General features: G+C 54.1%; 15 protein-coding genes. 9 read left to right on the top strand and 6 right to left on the bottom strand.

Features of this window, described 5'->3' with window-relative positions:
• Positions 1-29 precede the first annotated feature (29 nt).
• Positions 30-728 carry a GntR family transcriptional regulator gene (locus OEL83_17995; GenBank protein ID MDK9708939.1) on the bottom strand — a complete coding sequence of 233 codons (699 nt, stop codon included), beginning with the start codon at positions 726-728 and terminating at the stop codon, positions 30-32.
• A 292-nt stretch (positions 729-1,020) separates the two neighbouring features.
• Here OEL83_17995 and OEL83_17990 point away from each other — a divergent pair, with 292 nt between their 5' ends.
• From OEL83_17990 to OEL83_17975, 4 genes are read left to right on the top strand one after another with little or no spacing between them, the layout of a single operon-like run.
• Positions 1,021-2,046, top strand: a complete 1,026-nt coding sequence (locus OEL83_17990; GenBank protein MDK9708938.1) for an alpha-hydroxy-acid oxidizing protein — start codon at positions 1,021-1,023, stop codon at positions 2,044-2,046.
• Between the two features lie 50 nt (positions 2,047-2,096).
• Positions 2,097-3,554: an NAD(P)/FAD-dependent oxidoreductase gene (locus OEL83_17985; GenBank protein ID MDK9708937.1), complete on the top strand. Its 1,458-nt coding sequence runs from the start codon at positions 2,097-2,099 to the stop codon at positions 3,552-3,554.
• Positions 3,551-4,810 carry an NAD(P)/FAD-dependent oxidoreductase gene (locus tag OEL83_17980; GenBank protein MDK9708936.1) on the top strand — a complete coding sequence of 420 codons (1,260 nt, stop codon included), beginning with the start codon at positions 3,551-3,553 and terminating at the stop codon, positions 4,808-4,810. Before OEL83_17985 ends, OEL83_17980 begins: the two co-directional genes overlap by 4 nt.
• Positions 4,810-5,199, top strand: a complete 390-nt coding sequence (locus OEL83_17975) for a DUF1667 domain-containing protein (protein MDK9708935.1) — start codon at positions 4,810-4,812, stop codon at positions 5,197-5,199. The genes OEL83_17980 and OEL83_17975 overlap by 1 nt, the downstream gene beginning before the upstream one ends.
• 127 nt (positions 5,200-5,326) lie before the next feature.
• Here the strand turns inward: OEL83_17975 and OEL83_17970 are convergent, their stop codons facing one another.
• From OEL83_17970 to OEL83_17960, 3 genes are all read right to left on the bottom strand, one after another.
• Entirely contained in the window at positions 5,327-8,560 is a 3,234-nt protein-coding gene (locus tag OEL83_17970) for an EAL domain-containing protein (protein MDK9708934.1), read from the bottom strand.
• 236 nt (positions 8,561-8,796) lie between these two features.
• Positions 8,797-10,143, bottom strand: coding sequence for a hypothetical protein (locus OEL83_17965; GenBank protein MDK9708933.1), 1,347 nt, complete (start codon positions 10,141-10,143; stop codon positions 8,797-8,799).
• Between the two features lie 14 nt (positions 10,144-10,157).
• Positions 10,158-10,703 (bottom strand): septation protein A, encoded by a 546-nt coding sequence (locus OEL83_17960; GenBank protein ID MDK9708932.1) that lies wholly within the window; start codon positions 10,701-10,703, stop codon positions 10,158-10,160.
• Between the two features lie 304 nt (positions 10,704-11,007).
• Here OEL83_17960 and OEL83_17955 point away from each other — a divergent pair, with 304 nt between their 5' ends.
• Together OEL83_17955 and OEL83_17950 are read left to right on the top strand one after the other, a co-directional pair.
• Complete coding sequence (locus OEL83_17955) at positions 11,008-11,562, top strand: TIGR00730 family Rossman fold protein (protein MDK9708931.1); 555 nt, start codon at positions 11,008-11,010, stop codon at positions 11,560-11,562.
• A 294-nt stretch (positions 11,563-11,856) separates the two neighbouring features.
• Positions 11,857-13,737: an ATP-binding protein gene (locus tag OEL83_17950; protein ID MDK9708930.1), complete on the top strand. Its 1,881-nt coding sequence runs from the start codon at positions 11,857-11,859 to the stop codon at positions 13,735-13,737.
• Between the two features lie 287 nt (positions 13,738-14,024).
• Here OEL83_17950 and OEL83_17945 read toward each other — a convergent pair whose 3' ends face one another.
• Complete coding sequence (locus tag OEL83_17945; GenBank protein MDK9708929.1) at positions 14,025-15,125, bottom strand: pentapeptide repeat-containing protein; 1,101 nt, start codon at positions 15,123-15,125, stop codon at positions 14,025-14,027.
• Positions 15,126-15,819: 694 nt separating this feature from the next.
• On the opposite strand from OEL83_17945, the gene OEL83_17940 reads away from it, so the two are divergent.
• Positions 15,820-16,155 (top strand): PadR family transcriptional regulator, encoded by a 336-nt coding sequence (locus tag OEL83_17940; protein ID MDK9708928.1) that lies wholly within the window; start codon positions 15,820-15,822, stop codon positions 16,153-16,155.
• Between the two features lie 29 nt (positions 16,156-16,184).
• Entirely contained in the window at positions 16,185-16,976 is a 792-nt protein-coding gene (locus tag OEL83_17935; GenBank protein ID MDK9708927.1) for a TSUP family transporter, read from the top strand.
• A 55-nt stretch (positions 16,977-17,031) separates the two neighbouring features.
• Here the strand turns inward: OEL83_17935 and OEL83_17930 are convergent, their stop codons facing one another.
• A complete protein-coding gene (locus OEL83_17930) occupies positions 17,032-17,517 on the bottom strand; it encodes a VOC family protein (GenBank protein ID MDK9708926.1) in 486 nt (161 codons plus the stop codon).
• A gap of 310 nt (positions 17,518-17,827) precedes the next feature.
• On the opposite strand from OEL83_17930, the gene OEL83_17925 reads away from it, so the two are divergent.
• Positions 17,828-18,574 carry an N-acyl homoserine lactonase family protein gene (locus OEL83_17925; GenBank protein ID MDK9708925.1) on the top strand — a complete coding sequence of 249 codons (747 nt, stop codon included), beginning with the start codon at positions 17,828-17,830 and terminating at the stop codon, positions 18,572-18,574.
• The last annotated feature ends 101 nt before the right edge of the window (positions 18,575-18,675 follow it).

Here is an 18,675-nt window from a genome sequence, read left to right as displayed (position 1 = left end):
CCGGTTGCATTCCTCCATACTGTACCAGATCAGGAACTCATCATATAGGCAATAATCCGTCCCTGAAAGGCATTGATATGCTGAACTATGACTTCTTTGAGACCCGCCTCGTCTTTGCGCATCAGGCAGGCGATTATCTTCTCGTGTTCGTCGACCACCGCCGCATAATGCCCGTGCAGGGAGCGGTTCATGCCGATATCGCCGGCGTAGGATAAATAGGCCAGACGTTTGGCCTGGTTGCGCACCTCAAGGCAGGCCCGGGTGAGAAAGGCATTGCCGGCGCATTCGGCATAGGCCAGATGAAAGGCATGGTTGGCGACCACCAAGTGGAGTACGTCATTACTGGCAATAGTTTCCTGTACCAGGGCACTGGCCCGGCGCATGGCGACCAGCTGTTCGTCGATATTCTGGTTGACGGCAAGGCCCGCCACACCGAGTTCGAGGATCTTCATGGCCTCGAATACCGCCTTAGTCCCCTGGATGGTGATCGGCGGGACCACTGCGGCCCGGTTGGGCCGGGTTTCGATCCAACCCTCGCCGGCAAGACGCAGGAGTGCTTCGCGGATCGGAGTCCGGCCAAACTGCAGGTCGGCCATCAATTGCTTTTCATCGAGGATTGCCCCGGGTTTATAGGCAAGGGTGATGATCTTTTGGCAGATCTGTTCGTAGGCTGCCACCCCCAAGGGTTGCCGGGTTCCTTTGTTGTCTTTAGTGCGGCGGTTTTTCATGGTCTCGGGGAGCGAAGATAAAGGCGGCCATATGGCGAAGAAACACGGAGTATTCGTAAGCTCCAGCGGTTCGGCAGCATGCACGGCACTATCGCTGCAGTAATTACAGGTAACAAAATATATGTCAAATATATTTTTGATATTTAGCATCCTGCAGGCTCAACCTGCCCCGCCTGTTCACCGATTTGTCTTGCCGACCGGCATTTTTTTTAATAAATCTGGTCTTTCGGGTGGTGTGCCACAACAGGGTGCGCCGGAAGAAATGGTTCTCTGCCGACTGAAGGACAAGAAAATGAAAGAGTTTCGCGACAATGCCAGAAAACTGATGGGAAAATACTGCCGGGTGTGCCCGGTCTGCAATGGCCGGGCCTGCGCCGGTGAGGTGCCGGGCATGGGCGGGCTGGGCAGCGGTTCGAGCTTTATCGGTAATGTTTCGGCGCTTGCCGGCATCAAATTCAATATGCGCCTGATCCACGATGTGATCGAACCGGATACGGCGGTGCAGATCCTCGGCAAGTCCCTGGCCTTGCCGGTTCTCGCCGCCCCGATCGGCGGGGTATCGTTCAATATGGGCGGAAGGGTCTCCGAAGAAGACTATATCAAGGCGGTTATCAATGGCTGCAAGGCGCAGGGGACCATCGGCTGCAGCGGTGACGGTGTCCCGGAGTTCATTCATAAGTCGGGCTTCGCTGCCATCCAGGAGGCAGATGGCCATGGCATCCCCTTCGTAAAGCCCTGGGAAGATGACGAACTCTATGCCAAGATAGAGCTTGCCAAAGCAACCGGCTGTGACACTATTGGCATGGATATCGACGCCGCCGGACTGATCACCCTACGGCGCATGGGCCGGCCGGTTTCCCCCAAGTCTCCGGCTAAGCTTGCCGAGATTATCAAGAAGTGCGGCATGAAATTTATCCTGAAAGGGATAATGACCGTCGACGATGCCGAACTGGCCCTCGCGGCCGGCGCCGATGCCATAGTCGTCTCCAACCATGGCGGTCGGGTACTCGATTACGCCCCGGCCACGGCCGAGGTCCTGGCGGATATTGCCGCCAAGGTGAAGGGCCGGATGACCATCCTCGTTGACGGCGGGGTGCGTTCCGGTGGCGATATCCTCAAGATGCTCGCCCTCGGTGCCGATGCCGTCATGATCGGCCGGCCGTTTTCGGTGGCGGCGGTCGGTGGCCTGCAGGCAGGTGTTGAAAAATACCTTGAAACCCTGCAGGGTGAACTGAAACAGGTCATGGTACTGACTGGGACCCAGTCGGCAGCAGACGTTGACCCGCGTATCCTCTTCGCCGGCAATCAGGGACAGTAATCTCCACCCTTTGTCATAACAACGTCTCAAACCGGACCCAAGGAGCATCTATGCTTTATGACGTGGTAATTATCGGTGGCGGCGTGGTGGGCTGCGCGATCGCCCGGGAACTCTCCAAGTACCGGCTGAAAATTGCCCTGACCGAGGCCTATTGCGAAGTCGGCTTCGGCACCACCAAGACCAACAGCGGCATCATTCATTCCGGCCATCACTCGCCGCCCGAGTCACTCAAGGGCAGGCTGGTGGTGCGCGGCAACCGGCTCTACGACGATTTGCAGAGAGACCTGAAATTTGGTTTCAAACGCATCGGCGAGCTGGACATCGCTCAAACCGAGGAAGACCTGCAGATCCTGATGGAGCTCAAGGCAAAGGGCGAAAAAAAAGGCGTTACCGGCCTTGAGCTGTGGGACCGCAGGCGCCTGCTGCGCGAAGAGCCCAACCTCAGCGCAAACCTCCTGGGAGCCCTGTATGCACCCGGCGCCGGGGTCATCAATCCTTACGAATTAAGCTTTGGTCTGGCCGAGAGCGCCGAACTCAACGGCGTCAAGTTCTTCCGGGAAAACCAGATCCATGCCATCGACAACCAGGACGGCGTCTTTATCGCCAGGGGTTCGCGGCTGGCAATAAAGGGCCGCTTCCTGGTCAATGCGGCCGGGATTTTTTCCGACAAGATCGCCGAAATGGCCGGTATGAACGACTTTCAGATCCGCCCCCGCAAGGGCGAGGAGTACATGCTCGACAAGCGGCTGCAGGGTGTGGTCAAACATCTCATCTTTCCGACCCCCCAGCCAAAGAGCAAGGGCATCCTCATCATCCCGACCTTCGACGGCACCATCATGGTCGGACCGACCGCTGAGGACGTCGAAGACCGCTACGACTCTTCTACATCCCTTGCCGGAGCCCACACCGTTTTCAACCAGGTGCGGAAATACTGCCCATCGATCTCTGAGCGTGATGTTATCACCGAGTTTGCCGGCCTGCGGGCAGTGTCCAGCACCAACGACTTTATCATCGGGCCGGCAAAGGTCAAGGGCTTCATCAACGTCGCCGGCATCCAGTCGCCCGGCCTGACCGCCGCCCCGGCAATCGCCGAATACGTGCGGGAGATCCTCTTTGATGAAGGACTTACGGCCGAGGAACGAAACGACTGGCAACCGGCGATCGACGGCCCGGCCCGCTTCGCCCTCATGGACAATGAACAGCGCCGCCAGTGGGTAAACAGCCATCCGAAACGGGCGAAGATCGTCTGCCGCTGCGAACTGGTCACCGAAGCCGAGGTCCTTGACGCGGTGCGACACGGCGCGACCACCCTCGACGGCGTCAAATTCCGGGTGCGTGCCGGCATGGGCCGCTGCCAGGGCGGCTTCTGCACCTCGCGGGTCATGGAGATCCTCGCCCGCACCCAGGGGGTTCCCCTGCACACCATCTCCAAGCGCGGCAAGGGATCGGAGATGTTCTTTCCCCGCCCCGAGGATGAAGGCTCTGACGATAAAGGAGGGGAAAAATGACCGTTTTGAAAGCGCGTTATGATGTGGTGGTGGTCGGCGGCGGACCGGCCGGCCTGGCTGCGGCAATCGGGGCCCGGGACGCGGGCTGCGGCGAGATCCTCATTGTCGACCGGGAAAAAGAGATGGGCGGCATCCTCAACCAGTGTATCCACTCCGGCTTCGGTCTACATAATTTCAAGGAGGAGCTGACCGGGCCGGAGTATGCCGACCGCTTTATTCGCCGCGTCTACGCCGAGCCGGGGATAGAGATTCTTCCCGAATCCTTCATTCTCGACATCTCCCCGGATCTGCAGGTGACCCTGATGGGCGGCACCGTCGGCCTCTCGGAGATCAAGGCCGGTGCCGTCGTTCTGGCCATGGGCGCCAGGGAGCGCTCCCGCGGCGCCATCCGCACCCCCGGCTTTCGCCCGGCAGGGGTCATGACCGCCGGTCTTGCCCAGCGGATGGTCAATATCGAGGGCCTGTTGCCGGGTAGGCGCATCGCCATCCTCGGATCAGGCGACATCGGCCTGATCATGGCCCGCCGCCTTTCTCTCGAAGGCTGTGAGGTCACCGGGGTCTACGAGATCATGCCGTACTGCAACGGCCTGACCCGCAACGTCGTGCAATGCCTGAAGGACTTTGACATCCCACTGCATCTTTCGACGACCATGGCCTTTATTCACGGCCGCGACCGGGTCAAGAAGGTCACCGTCGCCCCGGTGGCGGGCGATTTCCAGCCGTTCATGGACAGAGCATGGGATGTCGATTGCGACACCATCCTCATGTCCATAGGCCTGATCCCCGAGAACGAGCTATCGCGGCAACTGCGCCTGCAGATGGACCCCATTACCGGTGGTCCTCGGGTTTCCAGCACCCTGGAGACCTCCCTGCCGGGGGTCTTCGCCTGCGGCAATGTCCTGCATATTCACGACCTCGTCGACAACGTCAGCGAAGAGGCGCTGCGGGCGGGGGCCTTTGCCGGGGAGCTGGCCCAGAACAGGCGCCGCCCCCAGGACAATATCATTCTCCAGGCCGGCGACAACGTCCGCTACTGCCTGCCGCACACCCTCTCGCCCGACCGGGAAAATTCGATCTATCTGCGCTGCATTCATCCGCAGAAGGATTGCATCCTCCGTCTCGGCAATTTCTTTGAAAAACCGCTGCGGCTGGTCATTCCCTCGGAGATGATCCGCCTGACAATAGGACCGGAAGTCCTTGAGCGCTTTTATGGAACTGCCTTACGGATAGATATCGTCGCCAAGGAGGATGCGTGATGAAGAGCCAAGTGGAACTGGTATGCATAAGCTGCCCCATGGGCTGTCAGATGCAGCTTGATATTGAGGATGGGGTCATCAAGGCGATTGAGGGCAACAAGTGCAAGATCGGCCCGAAATACGCCAAACAGGAATTCGCTGATCCGCGGCGCATGCTGTCTACCACCATTGCCTGTAAAAACGGCTTATGGCCGAGATTGCCGGTGAAAACCGCCGAAGCCATTCCCAAGGCCATGATGCGTCAAATCGCCGGCAGTCTGCACGGTCTGACGGTTACGGCGCCGGTTGAGATCGGCGCGGTCATTGTCGAAAACGTCGGCGGCACCGGCATCAATGTCGTCGCCACCCGCTCCATGCCCAAGGCCGGAGCGGAGACGGGCGGCAGGTAAGCAGATACCTGGCAGATTACCAAAAGGGACATCGCCGACAATGAGGACAGCCGCCGGAACCGTGTACGCTATCATTTCCAAGATTTACCCCGCAAGGCACAGCGGATGTGTACCGACACAGTCGGCATTACTCCCAGGGAAAATTGCCCCGCCGCAGTAGCGCCTCAAACTCAGCCGCCGGCACCGGGCGGCTGACAAGGTATCCCTGAATGAGCATCTCACTGATTTCTGTCAATACCCGCCTCTGGTCGTTGGTTTCAACGCCCTCGGCGACGATGGCCAGGTTAAGGGTTTTCGCCAGGGACACCACCGCCGCGGCAATCGCCCTGCTCTCGGTGTTTTCGACGATATCGTTGATAAAGGATTTATCAATTTTCAGGCCGTCGATGGGCAATTTTTGCAAATACGACAGCGATGAATAGCCGGTGCCGAAATCATCGAGATAGAACCTCATCCCGAGTTCGCGCAAATCGCCCATTGTCTTTTGAGTATGTTTAAAATCGCCGATGAGCATGGATTCGGTGACTTCAAAATAGAGTTGCCCGGGAACCAGGCCGACGAACTGATACATATTGCGGAGCAGCGCCACCAGATCCTGACCGCGAAACTGCCGTGAGGAAATGTTGATTGATATGGCAATGTCAAAGCCGGCATCATGCCATCGTTTTGCCTGTTTTGCCGCTTCGATGATGATCCATTCGCCGAGACTGATGATCAGCCCGGATTCTTCCGCTATGGGTATGAATTGCCAAGGGGCGATTACCGAACCCTCACTGTGCCACCTGATCAGCGCCTCCGCGCCGACAATCCTGCCGTCGGTGCTGTCGACAAGAGGTTGATAATACAGCTGGAATTCGTAGTTTTCGATTGCCTTTCGCAATTTCGATTCCATGGCGATCCGGTTATGCGACTGGCGATCGAGCTCGGCGGTAAAAAATGTGTAGGTATTTTTGCCGAGCCCCTTGGCCCTGTACATGGCAATATCGGCGTTCTTCACCAGGGTTACGGCATCGACGCCGTCATCCGGCGCAAAGGTGATACCGATGCTGGCCGACACAACGAACTCCACGTCCCGGTGATGAAAGGGTTTTCCCAGGCTCTCGATGATCCGCGCCGCCACGTAGCTTACGGTGTTGATGCTGTCGACATCGGTAAGTAAAATGAGAAATTCATCGCCGCCAAGCCTCGCCAGGGTATCTCCTGAACGAATGACCACCGAAAGACGCCTCGCCAGTTCTATAAGTAAATCATCACCGGCGGTATGGCCGAAGGCATCGTTGACATACTTGAAATTATCGAGATCAAAATACAACAGGGCCAGTTTGTAATTGGAACGCGACAATTTCGCCAGGGCCGTCTCCAGACGATCAGCCATAAGAACGCGATTTGGCAATCCGGTCAGGGCGTCGTGCTGGGCCTGATATTTAAGAGCCTCTTTTTGTTGAAAGTTCTCCGAGATATCGTGAAAGAGTGAAACAAAATTGGTTATTTTGCCGCCTTGATTGCGCACGGCGCTTATTGTCAGCCATTCAGGATAGGCCTCGCCATTTTTTCTCCGGTTCCATATTTCACCCGCCCATTTCCCCTCACCGGTGATCTTTTCCCACATGTCCCGGTAAAATTCGGCAGGATGCTTGTCCGATTTCAGTATCCGGGGATTTTTCCCTATGGCTTCTTCGGCGCTATAGCCGGTTATTATGGTAAAAGCTGAGTTGACCTGGAGAATTTTCCCGGCAGCATCGGTGACAACAATACCTTCTATGGAATTGTCAAAGACCTTTGAAGCGAATACCAGATGCTCTTCAGCACTCTTCCTGACAGTAATATCTCTCAGCACCACCAAAAAATGAGTGGGGGTTTGATTTTCGCTCCACAGCGGCGAAACGGTGAGCAAGCCCCACACCAGTTCTTTGTTTTTTCGGAAATACCGCTTTTCCATCGTAAATTCGGCAATTTCGCCAGACTTAAGACGCGCCAGATTGGTCTCTTGCCTTCCAACATCATCCGGATGGGTGATATCGGTATAGGAAAGTCTTTGCAGCTCCTCGGCGGTATAGCCCAGGATATCGCAGTATTTCTTATTAACCCGGACAAATCTGCCTGTCGAGACCTCGACCTGCCCCACCCCGACACTGGCCATCTCAAAAAAAGCCCGAAAATTATTCTCGCTGGTGGCAAGGGATTCGGTACGTTTCTCAACCTCCTTGGCAAGTCTTCGGTTAAAAAAGACCAGGCTGAGCCACAGGAAGAGACTCACTCCCGCGATACCTATCCACAAGAACAGGACATTACGCGACTTCTGCAATTCTTCTCTTTCAATCCGGTCCCGCAGGTCGCCGTATAAAAAACCGGACAGATCGAAATCGCCATCCATCATACCAAGCTGCAGAAAGACATCGGCGATATGTTTCCACCGTTCCCGGCTCATATGGCCAATCTCGACAAGTTCAGGGCGGATGAGGGCAGCCATGGCCTCTGCCTCGAAGAGCAGGTGCTCAAATGATTTTTCCTTCGAGTATTTGTCGAGGATCAAGGCGGCAATTTCTTCGGGATTGGCCATGGCGTATATCCATCCCTGCTGTACTGCTCTGCGAAAGGCCTTGACGCGGTCGTGATGGGTTCGTACTTCATGGGCGAGGGTAATGATGCAATCGCCGTAAAAGTCTATGCCATAATCGCTTGGCTGAATAATGGCAGGCTCGACCCCGGCTTTTCGCATGAGATACGGCTCGTTGGTGATGTAGGCGGTTTGGCCGTCAACCTGCCCCTCAATCAACGACCGAAGGTCCCAGTCGTGGGGAAATACATTGATCGACCCCAGCGCCACTCCCTGCCGGTTCAACATCGTAATGCTTTCCGGATCGGTTTCAGGGGTGATTTTTATACGTTTGCCGACAAGGCTTTTCGGGGAGGTCAGGCCGCTGTCGGCCCTGGTGAGGATGATAGTCGGCGAATGCTGAAAGATGGCGGCGATGGCAACGATGGGAATGCCATGCTGGCTCTTGGTGATGATGGCCGGTGACTCGATTGCAAATTCAACCTTGCCCGATAAGAGTTCGGCAAATGGCGTTATACCGGGCCTGCCCTCGATAAGCTCAACCTCCAGTCCGGCATCGCGGAAGTAGCCTTTCTCCACGGCTGCGTAATACCCGGCAAACTGAAACTGGTGCCGCCATTTCAGCTGCAACCGTACCTTCTGTAACGGTTGAGCATCATTAGCAATTGAAAACACAGGAGAAAATATTACAAAAAGAATTGCGAATCCGGCAGAGAAAAGAAAACCGATCTTCAAGAAGGCATCTCTGAGAAAAGACCCCTGAGGACTGGGAGTCCAGAACAGCAGTGTGTTATACCTTGCCATTGCCGAATGCCAGCTTTTACGCCGACAACAATCCGAAAATTTGTTTTAGAAAGCCCTATTCTGCAACGCTGAGAGGACGCCGATTGAGAGTGATACTCTGGAAAAATGGCAGGTGCTGTACCCTGTCGAAAGATCACCTTCGGCTATATTCTCTCACAATTCAAGGTGTGATCATAAGTATTTCTTGAAGAGGATCAAAAAGGTAGACAATTGCCGGAGGGAACAGAGGGAGTTTCCTATTTGTCCTTTTGAAAGGTATTGCGCATCCAGCGGACGATACCGGCCAGGTAGCCTTTCTCGTTTTTGCTGACGCCTTTTTCCAGCCAGCCCATCTCGGAGAAGAGAGACAGGTTCCAGAGGGAGCCGCCGAGGCCTTCATGCAGCAGGGCCATTTCCGCCTGCTGGACGGAGAGGATGCCCCCGGTCTCGCTGTCTCTGGTGAAGAAGGTGACATTGCCGTCCTGGGAGGCGACAATGGAGATTGCCCCCGGTTGGTCAAAGGCAAACTGGGCGGCGGAGATGTGGCGGGTGCCGCCAAGGCTGGAAAAGGGCCGGGCGGTCGGCTCATGACCTTCAAACGGCTCGATAACCCTGAGGTTGGTGGCCAGGATCCGGGTGTCGATAGCCTCGATCTTGGCGCCAAAGCAATAGACATAGCGGTCGAAGTTCATGACCAGGGCGCCATCCACCGAAGTCAGGCGGGCGATGCGCGCGCACTGCTGCTGAACCTGCTGCCAGTTGCGCAGCCAGTCCTTGTGCAGGTTGAGATTCATTTCCTTGACGATGCGCAGCAGGTTCTCCGAATCCGCCAGATCGGTGCGGGTCGGCGGCGTCATGACCGCGTCGGCATCGAGAAAGCTGGCGCCGCCGGTGTACTGGATGGGTGCGGTGATCGAGTTTTTCCAGTTCATGTCCGCCGGGACGATCAGGACGGTGCCGCCGCGGCCGTGGTTGCGCATCTGCTGGGCAATCTTGAGGATGGAATTATAGCGGAAAAGATTCAACAGGCTGATATCGGTATTCTGCGCCTGGGCGGCGATCTTCGGCATGATCGAGTGGAGAAAACTCCGCGAATCGATAAACACCGCCCGGTTGGCGGTAACCGCCGCCACCGTCCTGCCGCTATACATGATAAGGATGCGGCCGGGCCCGAGAATCTGGATCCACAGATCGGATTTGATGACCATCTCATAGGAAATGGCGGTAAAACCCCAGATCTTCAGCTGCCCCTTGTCATCCGGCCAAACGCCGATATCCGCCTGCGGGTTTTCCAGCGCTGGGCCGAGCTTGACGAGGGTTCTGGCGGTCAGGTCGATGGGGGTGTCAAAGTAAAAGGTATCGGCGGTATGATCAGGCTTGCGGAGGATGAGCGAGGCGGTGACCGAATAGCCCTCCTCGGTGGAGAAACTGGCCCAATGAGCGATGTTAAGAAGCTCTGCCAGATGCTCGGGCGACGGGATATTGCCGCGCAGAAACATATCGCTCAGGGCGGAATTGGGGACGATAACCTCCTTCGAACCATTAATGCGGTCGAAGAGCTCCTGAACAAAGGTCTGGTTAAGCTGAAAGGCCTGGTTATACATAGTATGTTACGACTCTATTGGGGTTTGTCGCCGGAATCCTTTATGTAGCGCGACAGAAAGATCGACTGGAGGATAATAAAGACCACCGTCAGGCCGAGCATACCAAAGAGTTTGAAATTGACCCAGGTATTGCTGTCAAAGTGGCTCATTACATAGAGATTGGCACAACCAACGGCGAAAAAAAACACCACCCAGCCGAGGTTCAGGCGGCGCCAGATAGTTTTTGGCAGGGTCAGGGCACTGCCCATCATCCGCTCAATAGCGGTCTGCTCACCAAAAAACTGCGTGGCAAGAAAGGCCGCGCCGAACAGCCAGTTGATAACCGTTGGTTTCCACTTGATGAACAGCTCATTCTGCAGGTAGAGGGTGAGTCCGCCGAAGACGACGATAATCGCCAGAGTCACCAGCTGCATGGTTGCCACCTTCCGGGTATTAAACCAAATAACGGCAACTTGCGCAAAGGTCGAGGCAATGGCCACTGCCGTGGCAACGTAGATATCAAAAAACTTGTAGGCCAGAAAGAAGAACAGAATCGGCAAAAAATCAAAGAGAAATTTCATGGATACTCGTATACAGAGGGAAATGAAAACGTGTCGCTCGGTTTAAAGCCATATCGGTTGACGGTCATGGGGCGAGCTGCACACAGCGAAAATTATCCCGCATATGTGTATATCAGTCACGGAGCGATGGCAAGCCCCTTGGCCATAAGCGGCAAAGATTTCTGCTGCAAGATGATGAATTTTGCCGGGGAACGCCGTTGACTCAGCCAGTCACAAACTGCCAGCTGGGGATCTTGTAAGGACTTGCGCCACCGGCAGGGCAAGGATAGCAAACACTTACCAACACCAACCAAGAGACGATTCAATGAAATCAATATGCGTGTTCCTCGGTTCAAGCACCGGCAAGCACCCGGTCTATATGGAAGCCACCGCCGCCCTCGGCCGTGAACTGGCCAGGCGACGGATTACCTGCATCTATGGTGGGTCCTGCACCGGTCTCATGAACCAGCTTGCCGAGAGTGTCCTTGAGAGCGGAGGAAAAATCATCGGCGTTACTGTCCAGGCCTTGAAAGACAAGGAGGAGTTCCACAAAGGATTGACCCACCTTCATGTCATGCCAACCATGCACGAACGCAAGACACTGATGATTGATCTCTCCGACGGGTTTATCATTCTCCCAGGGGGCATTGGCACCTATGACGAATTTTTCGAAATCTACACCCTCAGGCAGCTGGGATTCCATTCAAAGCCCTTTGGCTTGCTGAACATCAACGGCTTTTTCGAACCCTTGAAGCAGATGCTCGACAAGGCCGGGCAGGAAGGCTTTATGAAGAAGCCGTACCGGGAGACAATCGCCGTAACTTCCGACCCATCGGAGATAGTGGACCTGTTGATGGCCGCCAAGGGGCTTTCCCTGTAGGCTGGAGATTGGCTGTAAAGCCTTGGGCTTGGGCTTGGGCTTTCGAAGAGCCTTACCTGCGGATAATCAAACCCGGAGGCCGACATCGCCTGTTGAGAAACAATCCCAACAGAAATACCTTGATTTGCCGAAACAACATGCGAGTTCGCTTAATACAGGATACAACAAGCAGTGAACGGAACGGTTTTTGATGTGAGGCTTGTTGATTTTAAAAACCTTAAAACCGTTTAGCACTCGCATTCACTATTTTGCAGCGAAAAACCGAAGCATCATCAGCGGAGTTGTACCAAGGAAATGCACTTTTTTCATTTCAAGGGGATTCGAGAAGAATACGACAGTGAAACCTTGCGCAAGGTTATCCTGCTGTACGTTTTTCTCGGCGTGGGGTGCCTGTTTCTTATTATCATGGGGATAATCGCCTTCGTGCAACGGGCCGTGTTGCTTGGTCTTGCTGATTTTGTGACGGCCGCCCTCGGTATCACCCTTCTGCTGTACCTCAATAAAACTGGCGACGAGCCAACCTGTTCGAAGGTTGGCGTGCTTGGTTTAGGGCTCTTTTTCGGCGTTCTGTTTTTTATCGGAGGGGTCCATGCCACAGCCTTCATGTGGCTGTATACCTTCCCTCTGATATCTTTGTATCTTCTTGGCCTCCGGCAAGGAATATCGCTCGCCCTCCTTCTTTTGGTCTATTGCGCAGGGTTTCTTGCCTTCGATTTATCCTCCGACTTGATCAATGTTTACAGCCGGGATTTTGCCATCCGTTTTATCCCCAGCTACCTGATGGTTTGTCTTCTGGCCTTTCTTGTGGAAAAAAGCCGCTACCAAACCTGGAAATCCTTGTTCGATAAGCAGCAACTCCTGGCGAAAACCGTGCAGGAGTTACAGGTCAAGGAGACCGAGCTTCAAGAAAGTCGAAACAATCTTGAGTTGCGAGTTGCCGAAAGGACCGAAGATTTAGAAAAGGCCAACGAGCAACTCAGGGTAGAAATTGAGGAACGGGAACTGGCGCAGCAGGAACGCTCTCGTCTCGAAGCAGAACTCCTCAGGGCTCAAAAAATGGAGGCCATCGGTCAGCTGGCAGGTGGAGTCGCCCACGATTTTAACAACATGCTCGGGGTGATCGTTGGGTACTCGGAAATGATCCTTGAGCAGGTCGACTCGTCACAACCGTTTCATGCCGAACTGGAGGAAATTCTCAATGCATCCAGACGCTCCGCCGACCTGACCCGGCAACTGCTGACCTTTGCCCGCAAGCAGACCGTGGAACCCCAGGTTCTTGATCTCAACAAGACCATCGAAGGGATGCTCAATATGCTGCGCCGGCTCATCGGTGAAAACATCGATCTCATGTGGATTCCCGGCTCCGATCTCTGGCCGATCAATATGGACCCATCGCAAATCGACCAGATTCTCACCAATCTCTGCGTCAATGCCCGCGATGCTATCGGCGGTGTCGGTAAACTTACCGTTGCAACGAAAAACGCCATTTTTAACCAGGACTACTGTGCCACTCATGCGGGGTCTCTGCCCGGGGAGTATGTGACTATTGCCGTAAGCGATACCGGCAGCGGCATGGACGAGGAGACCTTGACACACATCTTCGAACCGTTCTTTACGACCAAGGATATCGGCGAGGGAACCGGCCTGGGCCTCGCCACGGTGTACGGGGCAGTGAAGCAGAACAACGGTTTCATCAATCTCGCCAGTGAGCCGGGACAAGGAACAACCTTCACCATCTGTATCCCCCGGCATGTCGAGACGGCCACAGAGGCGCGACCTGCACCATCTGCGGAGGCTGTTGTACATGGCGATGAAATCGTCTTGCTGGTCGAGGATGAGCCGACCCTTTTGCACATGAGCACGTCGATGCTCGAACGCCTGGGCTATACCGTATTGGCGGCAGGTACTCCGAGCGAGGGCATCCGCCTGGCCAATGAATATCCTGGTCAGATACACCTATTGGCAACTGATGTGATCATGCCCGAAATGAACGGCCGTGAACTGTCGGCCCGCTTGCTGGAGAGCCGGCCGGAGATGAAATGTTTGTTCATGTCAGGCTACCCGGCCGATATCATCGCCAATCAGGGGGTGCTGATAGAAGGGGTGTCATTTCTCCGCAAACCTTTTTCTAAAGGTGAACTGGCCGCCAAGGTGCGGGAGGCTTTGGAGAGTTGAGGTTGAGCCTTTGGCATACCGAATATTGCCAAGGCATCTCATGTAAGTTTTGATTCAAGCAGTTTTTCAGTGGGCATATGAGATGCACCAGGGCAATGTTTGTTGGATAAGCACAGCCTAAATATGAGGTTGCTGAGTTCTTTTCGGGAACTATTCGGTTAAACTATATATGAGATATGTGGACCATGGGAACACGATAATCACCGGTTAATCCGGTGCATTTTGATGTTGGTACAATGTGACTGTAATAAATTGTAAATAAGTCAAGCCTGTCCTCTCTATTTTTGCTATCTACCCTTTAAATAATCATCGACATGCCTGTTGCTTATTGCTTGATTTCTTCGGATATCAAATTCTTTAGCACGTTCAAGGGCTGGGTTAACTATGGCATCTTTAAAAACTGCTACCAACTTCTCAACCGAATCGTATTTGAGAAGTTCAAACATCCATGGATATTTTGTTAAATCTTGAAACATAGAAAATGGTTTTTCATCTTCTTGGATAATAGGAACGAAAGGTATCTTATAATCAGGAACAGTTGCTTGAAGTTCAAGCGGACATGATTTCGGGCTCGTTATATCTGCAATAATGAAACGACTCATTCCCGCCAGTATTTTGATTGTCTCAGTGAAGTCTCGCTGGACCGGTTTTTCGAAGTCGAACATAATGGGTACGAAGCCAAGTTCTCGAAGCTTGTTCCGGATAGCATCAAGGACTGCTTTTCTTTCGGGAGGATTAAACCGGCCGAGGATAAGAACCCCTTTCATGCCGATGGTATCAATAACAGAACGAATTTTTGCGCTGTGGAGGAGTAGATATACAAACTGCGCAACCTCAAGATTATCAATGGTTATTGCAGGTTCATTCGGTGGAGTAATTAGGAGATTTGATTGTTCTTTCACTCCTTCCAAAATTACTCCCCAAGCTGAAACGCCGTATACATAACAACCGGTGAGAGTTGCCCCTGAAAAAATCGTTCTTAATAGCAAAGCTCCGGCGAGATTGGCTCCGGCGAGATTGGCTCCGGTAAGATTGGCTTCGCTGAGATCGGCATGTGCGAGACTGGCTCTTGTGAGATTGGCCCTACTGAGATTGGCCTCTGCGAGACAGGCCCTACTGAGATCGGCACTACTGAGTTTAGCCTGTTCAAAATTAGCCTTAACGGGAAAAGACTCACCGAGATCTGCACCGGTTAGGTCGGCCCCTGCTAGATTGGTTCTCATGAGGATTGCCTTTCTAAAAATAACATTGCTAAGATCGGCCCCGCTAAGATCAGCTTTGGTGAGATCGACACCCGAAAGATTCCATGGACCGAAAGGGTCATAGGGCATTGTCCCTTTTGCTGCTCCTAACTCTATAAGTCTTTGCCACGTTTCGGCTCTGTCCATAGCGATCAATCCCATCGACTAAGCTTAGCACATAATTGGAAAAACAAAGGGACATCTCACCAATTTTTCGTCACTTCCCGTGCTTACCATTCAAGAGTGTAGAAATCCATATCTAACAAGTGATTAGCTGGACGGAATTCGTCCAGCTAGTAAGCAAAATTGTGGTGTTAACTAAAAAAGCAAAAAACCTACCTAACTTGGAATATTTTGCATGGATAAAGGTCTACATATTTCCAAGATATCATAACAGAAATAAGTGGCGGAAAACAGTATATTTTTATCCTAATCCCCTTGTCAGTCAGTACCTGGGAAAAGTACGATGAAGAACAAAGCACCTTAGCCCTTCGATGAAGCTCCTTTCGCCAAGGCACGACTTCCAACCACGACCACGAGCACGGCAACGATAAGGATTGTCGCGACAGCAAACGTGATCCGCAGCCGGTGACTACGGTCTCGAACTGGATCGTTGTGATGCTGCTTGTTGCCGATGCGCGCACAAAAGACAGGGCACACCCGCATTCGGTCGCAGAGGACTTGAGTGCCTGAATAATCTTCACCTCATCTTCTCTCATCAACATGCGTCTAACGCCACTTACTCACCCTTTCCACGATTGCCGAACAACTGACGTGTTTCTGAGTTTTCTGCAGAAAAAATCGATTGACTCAATTACGTTTATCGTATACGTTTTTCGTTATGAAGACAAGCACAGATGACATGACCACAATCAACAAGGAGATCCTCCTCGGCTTCTGGAAGATCCACATTCTCCACCACGCGGCGGAAGGCCCGGTGGTCGGCCAGTGGATGCTGCGGGAACTGCAGCGGCACGGTTACCAAGTGAGTCCGGGCACCCTCTATCCCATGCTGAAACGGATGGAAGGCCATGGCTGGCTGCGGAGTGAGGTGGAAGCGGAGCGCGGCCCTAAGGCGCCGCGCCGCTATTATCTGACCGACAAGGGGCGGGAGGTCCTGACCGTGGTCGAGTCACAGCTTGCGGAACTGCTCGGGGAGTTGCAAACCAGCTCCTAAAAGATCATGTATACCAAGGAGATGGGCCCATGACCCTTTATCTGACCCTCAGCCTTGCCTCGCTCGCCGTGGCGGCACTGACCTTCTATTCCGGCTTTGGTCTCGGCACCCTGTTGATGCCCGTTTTCGCCATCTTTTTTCCGGTGGAGGTGGCGGTTGCCGCAACGGCCGTGGTGCACGGGGCCAACAGTATCTTCAAAACGATAGTGGTCGGCCGCAAAGCGGACCGGGCCGTGGTTGTCCGCTTCGGCCTGCCGGCCATTGCCGCCGCCTTCGTCGGTGCTTCGGCCCTCGCCTATACCGCCGATTTCGGCCATCTCGTCGAATATTCCCTGGGGCCCCATCTTGCGGTGATCACCCCGGTAAAGGTGGTCATGGCTTTATTGATGACGGTCTTCGCCCTGTTCGAACTGCTGCCGGGCCTGCGCAAGCTCACCTTCAGCGGTCGCCATCTGGTGATCGGCGGCCTTCTTTCCGGCTTTTTCGGCGGTTTTTCCGGCCACCAGGGCGCCCTGCGTTCGGCCTTTCTCGCCAAGGCGGGGCTTTCCGCCGAGAGCTTTGTCGGCACCAACTCAGTCATCGGCTTTATGGTGGACATGGTACGGATACTTACCTACTTCGCTGCCTTTATCGCTGCCGGGACAGGTGCCTCAATGGTAACGGACCAATGGCCGCTGCTCATGGTTTCCGCCCTCTCCGCCTTTCTCGGGGTCATGATCGGCAAGCGTTTTTTGAAAAAGGTCACCATGACGGCCATCCAGACCCTGACCGGGTTCTTTCTTCTAGCCATCGCCCTCTTTCTCGGGCTGGGGATTATTTGACGGCAAGGACTGCGCCCATCAGGGATGCACCGGTAATGCGTCCAAGATGGCACGCTCAACCGCGGCAGGCTGCCTCGATTGCCGCGATGTCGATCTTGGTCATCTGCATCATCGCCTCGAAAGCGCGTTTGGCGGCAGCGGGATCGGAATTGGTAATCGCCTTTATCAGGGCGATCGGCGTAATTTGCCAGGATACCCCCCATTTATCTTTACACCAGCCGCAATCACTTTCCTGGCCGCCGTTGCCGACGATTGCCTGCCAATAGCGATCGGTCTCGGCTTGGTCAAGGGTTGCGACCTGAAACGAGAAGGCTTCGTTGTGCTGAAAAGCCGGCCCACCGTTTAGTCCAATGCACGGGATCCCCATCACCGTAAACTCGACGGTCAACACATCCCCTTGTTTTCCGGACGGATAGTCGCCAGGTGCGCGGTACACAGCGCCAAGGCATGAATCGGGAAAGGTCTCGGCGTAAAACCGCGCCGCGTCCTCGGCATCGCCATCGTACCAGAGACAAATCGTGTTCTTTGCTTGCTTAATCATGTCGCTCCTCCATGGGTATGATCCTGATGACACAGGGATTTAATACTCCACAAACAGGTGCCCTTTTTAGTCGCCCTTTGCCGCTTCTGGTGCGGCATTGACTGCGCACTGTATAGCCAATGTAAGGTGGATGTCCGACAAGTCAAATCGGCAGGACCCGATATATTCCGCGCCATTATTCGTTGCAATTTCTTGTCTTGAGGTTTCTCATTGCCAGGGCATAGATTATGATTGACATTTCTCCCCGCGCTCAGCATTTTTCAAGGAAGTGAAGCTGTAATCCGCCTTCAATCACCAAGGAGAGGTACCCATGACCACCTATAAAATCCATCCCATCGTTGTCGGCACTAAGGTCTTTGACAAAGGAATGATGACCTACCAGCATGATTATGGCACCCCATTCACCATCCCTATCTACAGCTGGTATATTGAAGGCGGGAACAAGAAGATACTGATTGATACCGGGGAGATGCATCCTGTTCAGTCAGGCGAGAGGGAGGTGGCGATCGGCGGCAAGATTACCACCATCGAAGAAGGCCTGGGCCGCTTCGGTCTTGCCCCGGCCGACATCGATATCGTCATCCATACCCATCTCCACGCCGATCACTGCGAAAACGATTATAAATGCAGCAAGGCGCGGTTTTATATCCACGAACAAGAACTGGTGGCCATCAAGAACCCCCACCCCCTCGATTTCCGCTATGTGGAGGATTTCATTCTGGAGATAGAGGAGAACCAGCAGATAGAGGTCGTCAAGGAAGACCGGGAGATCCTGCCAGGTATCAGCGTCATGCACACCCCGGCCCACACCCCTGGCGGAATGACGGTCTTTATCGATACCGCAAAGGGTAAGGCGGCAATTACCGGCTTCTGCGTGATCATGGAAAATTTTGAACCGCCAGCGAAAATCCGGGCCATGGAAATGGAGGTCATCCCGCCAGGCACCCATATCAACACCTATGAAGCCTATGATATGATGGTGAAAGTACGGGATATGGCGGACATTATCCTGCCGCTGCACGAACCGAGGTTCGCTGCGGTCGACACCATTGGCTGATTCCGGCTGCAAGAAAGCGACCGGTAGCCGACAAAGCGCTCACCCTCTTGAAACAGGAACCAGGCTTGACATACGGGCTTTTCGCCGTCAGGAAATACCCG

This window comes from Desulforhopalus sp. (genome assembly GCA_030247675.1).
Taxonomy (GTDB): Bacteria; Desulfobacterota; Desulfobulbia; order Desulfobulbales; family Desulfocapsaceae; genus Desulforhopalus_A.
The sequence above is the reverse complement of the archived record's forward strand: the minus strand, read 5'-3'. Positions and strand labels throughout refer to the sequence as shown.